This is a genomic window from Candidatus Anoxymicrobium japonicum (assembly GCA_002843005.1).
GTDB classification, from domain to species: domain Bacteria; phylum Actinomycetota; class Geothermincolia; order Fen-727; family Anoxymicrobiaceae; genus Anoxymicrobium; species Anoxymicrobium japonicum.
This window is the reverse complement of the sequence record PHEX01000076.1, coordinates 1-7,267: the sequence shown is the minus strand read 5'-3', so window position 1 is coordinate 7,267 and position 7,267 is coordinate 1. Positions and strand designations below refer to the sequence as shown.

The window sequence follows — 7,267 nt, the reverse complement described above, 5'->3', positions numbered from 1 at the left end:
GAGAAAAAGAACTTTTTCCAAAAAGAAGGCCAATCCGGGCGATTCATCCCCGACCTAAAGGTCGGAGATTTCTCGCTCGGAGATTATGTTAAATAGTTTATAAATGATCATCTGATTCTCATATATAAAGACCGGCCATATTTCTCGAATCATGCCACACAGCAGTTTTACCCATTCGCTCATTGCCAAAGGATACGAACCCCTTTGGCGGCAGGCTTTTGCGAGCCTTTTTGTGTATGTCAAATCCCATATATAAGGACTTTGACAACTGTTGTCACGGTCTGGGAGCCACCGGCCTTGTTTTCGGTTCGATTCGGCGCAGGTTTCCTGTCCGATTCGATTCGATTTATTTCGATTCGATTTATTTCGATTCTATTTATTTCGATTCTATTTATTTCGATTCGATTCAAATGGGTGCTTCCCATCCGGGCAATTTCGTATCCGGGCGGGGTTTATAATCGGTGCGGTTTGAATCATATGCTGCAAGAATATGCACGCGATTACACGCGATTACATTAATAGGTGATTAGTTGTATTATAAGTGATTAGTTGTATTCGCATTATTGTCGTACTGACGCATACCATACTTCTGCCAAAATAACTCAAATTAGCAATCCATATCGTAATTTAGGCGTTCCAACAACAAAAACAATTCCGGTTTAACGATTTTCACCAATTATTGTTAAATATCTTCAGGGTATTTTCCGTGAAAAAGAGATGATGGGACAATGTATGAGATAGTTGAAAAACGCGTCCTTTCGCCGGAGATAAAGCTGTTCAAAATCAAGGCGCCGCTCGTCGCCAAAAAGGCCGAGCCGGGGCAGTTCATAGCGTTGCGCATACACGAAAAGGGCGAGCGCATACCGCTTACGATAGCCGACTTCGATCGCGAAGAGGAAACTATTACTGTAATATTCATGGAAGTGGGAAAGACCACAAAGGAACTTGGCAGGCTCGAAAAAGGGGATTTCATAGCCAACTTCATCGGACCTCTCGGCAGGCCGTCCGAGATCGAAGATTTTGGCACGGTCGTATGCGTGGGCGGCGGCGTGGGCGTGGCTCCCGTCTACCCCATAGCAAGGGCGCTCAAGGAAGCGGGCAACGAGGTCATAGCCATCATCGGCGCAAGGTGCGAAAGCCTACTCATACTCGAAAATGAGATGCACGCGGCGAGCAGCGAACTTCACGTGGCGACCGATGACGGCAGCAAGGGGCAGCGCGGATTCGTCACCGACGTGTTGAAAAAGGTAATCGAGGAGCGGAAACAAGGCGGCAAAAACGGCATATCCAAAATATGGGCGATAGGCCCGGTGCCGATGATGGACGCCGTCTGCAAAACGACGCGACCCTTTGGGATAGAGACTATAGTTTCCCTTAATACTATAATGGTTGATGCGACCGGCATGTGCGGCGCGTGCAGGGTCACGGTGGGCGAAGAGACGAAATTCACCTGCGTGGACGGACCCGAGTTCGACGGCCATGCCGTTGATTTCGCGGAGCTGAAAAAGAGGCTTTGCGCATATCGCGGCGAGGAAAAGGAATCGCTTGAACGATACGAAAGCGGACATGCGGAGAGCGGCCAAGGTGGCGACCACGGTAGCGGTGACGGCAAGGGTTGCGGATGCGGGCATGGTCAGGAACATGACAATGAGCACGAACACCACCGCGGACGCGGGCACACCTGCAAATGCGGAGGCGGCAACTGATGGCCATAGACCTCGACCGCACGGGGATGCCGCATCAGGATCCTCTGAAGAGGATACACAACTTCTACGAAGTGGCGCTCGGCTACGGCAAAGAGCTTGCAGTAAAGGAAGCGATGCGTTGCCTCGAATGCAAGAACCCGCAGTGCATAAAGGGCTGCCCCGTCGGCGTGGACATCCCGCAGTTCATAGCGAAGATAAAGAAAGGCGACTTTTCGGGCGCCGCGCGGCAGATAAAAATGAAGAACGCGCTTCCCGCGATATGCGGACGCGTCTGCCCGCAGGAGAACCAGTGCGAAAAGGAGTGCGTACTCGCAAAGAAGGGCGCGCCTGTCGCCATAGGCAGGCTTGAACGGTTCGTCGCGGACTATGAACGCAATGCGGGCGTGGAAGTGCCGCAGGTCGCTGCCCCCACCGGCAAGAGGGTGGCGGTCGTAGGCTCCGGCCCCGGCGGTCTTACCTGCGCTGGCGAGCTTTGCCGACTCGGTCACAAGGTCACGATATTCGAGGCGCTGCACAAACCGGGCGGGGTTCTCGTTTACGGCATACCGGAATTCAGGCTTCCGAAATCGATAGTCGCAAAAGAGATAGAACTCGTCGAGAAGATGGGCGCGAAGATCGAACTCGACGTGGTCGCAGGGAGAACCCTCACGATAAACGAGTTGCTCGAAAGCTACGACGCGGTTTACGTCGGAAGCGGCGCGGGCGCGCCGAACTTTATGGGCATAGAAGGGGAGAACCTCAATGGCGTTTACAGCGCGAACGAATTTTTGACGCGCGTTAACCTGATGAAGGCCTACGAGTTTCCCGAATACGACACGCCTGTGCGAAAGGGGCGGCGCGTGGCCGTCGTCGGCGGAGGAAACGTGGCGATGGACAGCGCAAGGACTGCTCTGCGCCTTGGCGCGGAAAAGGTATATATCGTTTATCGCAGAAGCGACGAGGAGATGCCGGCCCGCAGAGAGGAGATAGAACACGCGAAAGAAGAAGGCATAGATTTCCGGCTACTGACAAACCCGACGCGGATATTCGGCGACGACGCGGGCAATGTCTTAGCGATGGAGTGCGTGGGGATGGAGCTTGGCGAGCCTGACGCGAGCGGCAGGAGAAGCCCGAAGATTGTCGGGGGTTCGGAATTCTCCCTCGACATAGACATGGCGATAATCGCTATAGGCAACTCGCCCAATCCCCTGATACAGCACACCACGCCGGGACTTGAGAGCGACAGAAAAGGGCGCATAGTCGCGGACGAGAACGGCAAAACGACAAAGGCGGGCGTGTTCGCGGGCGGCGACGTCGTGACCGGCGCCGCGACGGTCATATCCGCGATGGGAGCAGGGAAAAGAGCCGCGGCGTCCATCCACGAATATATTATGAATAAATAACAGATAGCCGAGTTACATAGTATCGAGGAATGACGTCTTGCGTTATGGCGTTCGCGTCGTCAGTAAAAGGAAGCAGGAAGCGATTCGTATGGGATTCATAGAGAAGTGCAACGTGGAAAGCCTCGCCAAGTTCGTGAACAGGGCGACGGTAAGGGATTTCGAATTCATGGTAAGCAAGCCGGTGGAAAAGGATGGTGACGATTCGGGGCCGATGCCATCCGAATACTTCCTCGCATCACTTGCGGCCTGCCAGGCGTTCAGTTATCGCGCCGTCGCCGAGAAGCGAGGCGTGAAGATAGACGAGCTTAGGGTGGAATCTGAAATGGAGCTGGAGAACGGCGAAGTTGTCCGCATACGCGAGGATGTATTCGTCAAGAGTTCTGAGCCAAAGCAAAAACTCGAGGCGCTCGAAGCTCTTTCTCAAAAGGTCTGCACTATCGGCAAGGCGTGCAGGGTGCCGGTAGAATACGTTTATCACTACGCATGATTTTTGGGCGTAAACTCGCTTTTCCCTCAAAACCTTATTAACTTTTTAGTTCATCCACCCGTCTATGAAGGTGATTGCATTTACCGGCATGCCGGGCTCCGGCAAGTCAGAAGCCGTGCGCATCGTAAAGGAACGGGGATTGCAGGTCATACGCATGGGCGACATGGTCTGGGACGAGGTCCGCCGAAGAGGTCTCGAACTCAAGGACTCCTACGTCGGGATGGTCGCGACCGAGATGAGAAGGATTCACGGCCCGTCGATATGGGCTCAACGCACGGCAAAGAAACTTGCCGGGATGCGCACCGAAACACTCGAACTTGATGCTGTCGTGATAGACGGCGTACGCAACAGCGAGGAGATCGAGTTTTTCAAGAACGAGCTTGGCAGCGATTTCAGGCTGGTCGCGATACACGCCTCGCCCAAGACCCGCTACGAACGCATACTCGCAAGGAAAAGGGACGACGACGATTTCATTGGCGAGGCGTCCGTTAAGAACAGGGATTTCAGGGAGCTTGGATGGGGGCTGGGCAGCGTCATAGCGATGGCCGACGTGATGATAGTCAACGAAGGCACCATTGAAGAACTGGCTGAAAAGGTGAATGCCGCAACGAACGTAATTTAGAGTCCTCTTTTTTCCAATGGCACGAAATCCGAAAGCGATGGATCTATGCTGTCCGCATCGAACCGGACCGGCTCCCTCTTGCCGTTCTTCCAGCGAAATGCGCTTATGCCGGACTCGTAAAGCATTATCTTGCCGAGGTCGTCGGCGTAGTCGCCCTCGTAGATGACCTCGTTCACGCCCGCGTTTATGAGCATCTTGGCGCAGACGACGCAGGGGACGTTCGTGCAGTAGAGCGTCGAACCCCGAAGCGAAATGCCGAAGAGCGCGGCCTGAAGTATGCCGTTCTGCTCGGCGTGCAATCCCCTGCAAAGCTCGTGGCGCGTGCCGCTTGGAACATCCAGCTTAGCGCGAAGGCAGCCAGTATCCGAACAGTGGCGGATATGCTTTGGCGCCCCGTTGTAGCCTGTGCAGAGTATGTGGTTGTTCTTGACAAAGAGCGCCCCCACCTTCCTGCGCAGACAGGTCGAGCGTTTTGCAACGACATGCGCCATCTCTATGAAGTATTCGTCGTAGCTTGGCCTCTCGTCCGCCTGCGTCATACAGATGGAATGCGCAGACCTCTTCAAAAAAGATGTGGTGGAGACAAACGGAAGCGGAAGCCGTAAACGACAGTGGGAAACACGAGGCGACAAAAGGCTAAACAGCGGTAGCGAGGAGCAACCTTTAAATCACAAAAGCCCACAATAGCATTACAAGGGATTATTAATGGAAATGCGTAATATTAGGTATAAATAGGGTGATTTCATGAGTTCTTTGGATAACAAGATGCATATGTTAGAAAAATTCCGTAAGGCTGCAATAAAGTTGGAAGAGGAAGGATTCAGATCAAATCCGGGAACTGGACAAACATATGCTGAAGCATGGGCGATTATAAAGTGTGGACTGAAAACACCAGAGTCAATCAAACAAAACGAACCATACGATGCAGAAACCAACGACGGGAAAAAAGTAGAGATTAAATCCCGAAGAATCTCACAATATAATAAAACGCCTGCAGGAAAAGGTGGGCTAACTGTTTTTGACATCTCTGAAAAGGAACTGGGGGTATGTAAGTATTTCATCTTCATATTGCTTGATAGTGAGATGAAAACTGCCTGTTGCATGAAGGTCCCAAAACGAATATTAGAACGACCTGAATATAATCTAAGAAAACCTGGGAAAAAATGGCGCTTATCTCGTAAATATTGGCAGGAGTTGAGCAACAACATCGAAGTAGAAGATATTGTCAAAAATGGCAAACCGTGGGATTGGACAAAATGGTGATGTGCCACACCATTGTTTTTCTTTTTTCACCTATCCGTCTTTCCACTTCTTTCAGCATGAACTCCAATCCTTCCTTTTCTGCGCCGTATTCGTCTGGGCCATGCCGTTGCGCATTTTTTCAAGTCCCCCATATCCGGCAGTTATACGGTTCCGTTTCTCTTCAATTCGCTGTGATTCGCCGTGAATTCCTTTTCCTTCGCTTGTATTTGCAGTGATGCAAGCACGTTTCGTAGCTCGGCGACTTTTTCAGATACGCGTTTATTTCCCTGCGTGTTTGATATTCAACGGGGGCTTGAAATAAGCAACCTTTAAATCACAAAAGCCCACAATAGCATTACAAGGGATTATTAATGGAAACTCGCAAGCTATGGCCGTGGGACTACGACATAATGATTGAGTGTTGGAAACGCGCCGGGCTGCATTACAAACCCGACGGAAGGGACAGCCGGGACGAGGTATCGCGCCAGATGGCTGACGAGAACCACATCGGCTTCTTCGGCATCTTTGATGACAGCGAGCTTGTGGCAACAGTTGTTGCAAGCCACGACACGAGAAAGGGATGGATAAACCGCCTTGCCGTGGTGCCGCAATACCGGCGAAAGGGGCTTGGGAAGCGGCTTGTGGCAGAGTGCGAAAGATGGTTCGAAAAACAGGGACTCGGCATATTTTGCCTGCAGATAGAAGAACCTAATCCTGAATCGAAGGGGCTTTTCGAGTCGCTGGACTACGAGAGGTTCGAGGGGATAGCGTATTACACCAAGCGGCTCGACCAGAAGATATGAAATAACGCGATTGACTGAAAATGATTGGATAACTTTTTACATCGATTGTCATTTACGGTATAACAACGGGGTGTAAAGATGGGGCAGACCATAGCTCAAAAGATACTCGCGGCTCACTCGAGCCGAAAGGAATGCGACGTGGGCGAGATTTTGAACCCGCAGGTCGACGTGGCGATGAGCCACGAGAACGCGGCTCTCGTCTCGAAGGTGTTCAAGACGATAGGCGTGGAACGGGTTTGGGATGCGGACAAGATAGTGATTCCGCTCGACCACAGGGTTCCCGCAAACGATATCAAGACCGCGGAAGGCCACAAGTGGATACGCGGCATAGTCAAGGAATACGGCATCAAAAACTTCTACGACATCCGCGCGGGCATCTGCCATCAGGTTCTTCCCGAAAAGGGGCACGTGAAGCCGGGAATGCTCATAGTCGGAACCGACTCGCACACCACGACCTACGGCGGCCTTGGGGCTTTTAGCACGGGCATCGGCGCCACCGAGATGGCGGCGGTATGGGCGACCGGGAGCCTCTGGCTGCGCGTTCCCGAAACCCTGCGGATAAACGTAGAGGGAAACCTCGGCAACGGGGTTTACTCCAAAGACGTAATACTAAAAGTCATAGGAAAACTCGGCGCGGACGGCGCGGACTACAAGTCCTGCGAATTCTACGGCGACACCGTCGAGAATTTCTCTGTCGGCAGCAGGATGACTATATGCAATCAGGCGATGGAAATGGGCGCGAAGGCCGCCATCTGCCCGCCGGACGAAAAGACGTTCGCATACCTTCGCGAGCGCACCGACGGAAGGTTCGACCCGGTCTATGCCGACGCCGATGCCGCCTACGAAGCCGCCTACGACTTCGCGGCAGGGGACATCGCGCCGCAAGTGAGCTGCCCGCACAACGTGGACAACGTGAAAGACGTGGACGACCCTAAAATCGCGGGACTCGAGATACAGCAGGCGGTGCTGGGCTCCTGCACTAACGGAAGGCTCGAAGACCTTGAGGCGGCGGCGCGCATAATGAA

8 protein-coding genes are annotated in these 7,267 nt (G+C 52.7%); 7 read left to right on the top strand and 1 reads right to left on the bottom strand.

What is annotated here, in order from left to right; genetic code table 11:
- Positions 1-728: 728 nt before the first annotated feature.
- The 4 genes from CVT63_07275 (at position 729) to CVT63_07260 (ending at position 4,197) form a co-directional block, all read left to right on the top strand.
- Entirely contained in the window at positions 729-1,706 is a 978-nt protein-coding gene (locus CVT63_07275) for a ferredoxin-NADP reductase (GenBank protein PKQ27581.1), read from the top strand.
- A complete protein-coding gene (gene gltA, locus CVT63_07270; protein PKQ27580.1) occupies positions 1,706-3,088 on the top strand; it encodes a glutamate synthase (NADPH), homotetrameric in 1,383 nt (460 codons plus the stop codon). The genes CVT63_07275 and gltA overlap by 1 nt, the downstream gene beginning before the upstream one ends.
- Before the next feature lie 88 nt (positions 3,089-3,176).
- On the top strand, positions 3,177-3,575 hold the full coding sequence (locus CVT63_07265; GenBank protein PKQ27579.1) for a hypothetical protein: 399 nt from the start codon (positions 3,177-3,179) through the stop codon (positions 3,573-3,575).
- A 64-nt stretch (positions 3,576-3,639) separates the two neighbouring features.
- Positions 3,640-4,197 (top strand): dephospho-CoA kinase, encoded by a 558-nt coding sequence (locus CVT63_07260; GenBank protein ID PKQ27578.1) that lies wholly within the window; start codon positions 3,640-3,642, stop codon positions 4,195-4,197.
- Here the strand turns inward: CVT63_07260 and CVT63_07255 are convergent.
- Complete coding sequence (locus tag CVT63_07255; GenBank protein ID PKQ27577.1) at positions 4,194-4,736, bottom strand: cytidine deaminase; 543 nt, start codon at positions 4,734-4,736, stop codon at positions 4,194-4,196. The two genes, CVT63_07260 and CVT63_07255, sit on opposite strands and share 4 nt — an antisense overlap.
- Positions 4,737-4,950: 214 nt before the next feature.
- Between CVT63_07255 and CVT63_07250 the strand changes: the two genes are divergently transcribed.
- From CVT63_07250 to CVT63_07240, 3 genes are all read left to right on the top strand, one after another.
- Positions 4,951-5,460, top strand: a complete 510-nt coding sequence (locus CVT63_07250) for a hypothetical protein (GenBank protein PKQ27576.1) — start codon at positions 4,951-4,953, stop codon at positions 5,458-5,460.
- A gap of 350 nt (positions 5,461-5,810) precedes the next feature.
- Positions 5,811-6,242 (top strand): hypothetical protein, encoded by a 432-nt coding sequence (locus CVT63_07245; GenBank protein ID PKQ27575.1) that lies wholly within the window; start codon positions 5,811-5,813, stop codon positions 6,240-6,242.
- Positions 6,243-6,320: 78 nt separating this feature from the next.
- Positions 6,321-7,267 (top strand): 3-isopropylmalate dehydratase large subunit (locus tag CVT63_07240; GenBank protein PKQ27574.1); only part of this gene is annotated, 947 nt, incomplete at its 3' end.

Bases quoted from the DNA above. Each gene is read 5' to 3' on its own strand.
- CVT63_07275 (PKQ27581.1), top strand. From the start codon at position 729: ATGTATGAGATAGTTGAAAAACGCGTCCTTTCGCCGGAGATAAAGCTG.
- gltA (PKQ27580.1), top strand. From the start codon at position 1,706: ATGGCCATAGACCTCGACCGCACGGGGATGCCGCATCAGGATCCTCTG.
- CVT63_07265 (PKQ27579.1), top strand. From the start codon at position 3,177: ATGGGATTCATAGAGAAGTGCAACGTGGAAAGCCTCGCCAAGTTCGTG.
- CVT63_07260 (PKQ27578.1), top strand. From the start codon at position 3,640: ATGAAGGTGATTGCATTTACCGGCATGCCGGGCTCCGGCAAGTCAGAA.
- CVT63_07255 (PKQ27577.1), bottom strand. From the start codon at position 4,736: ATGACGCAGGCGGACGAGAGGCCAAGCTACGACGAATACTTCATAGAG.
- CVT63_07245 (PKQ27575.1), top strand. From the start codon at position 5,811: ATGGAAACTCGCAAGCTATGGCCGTGGGACTACGACATAATGATTGAG.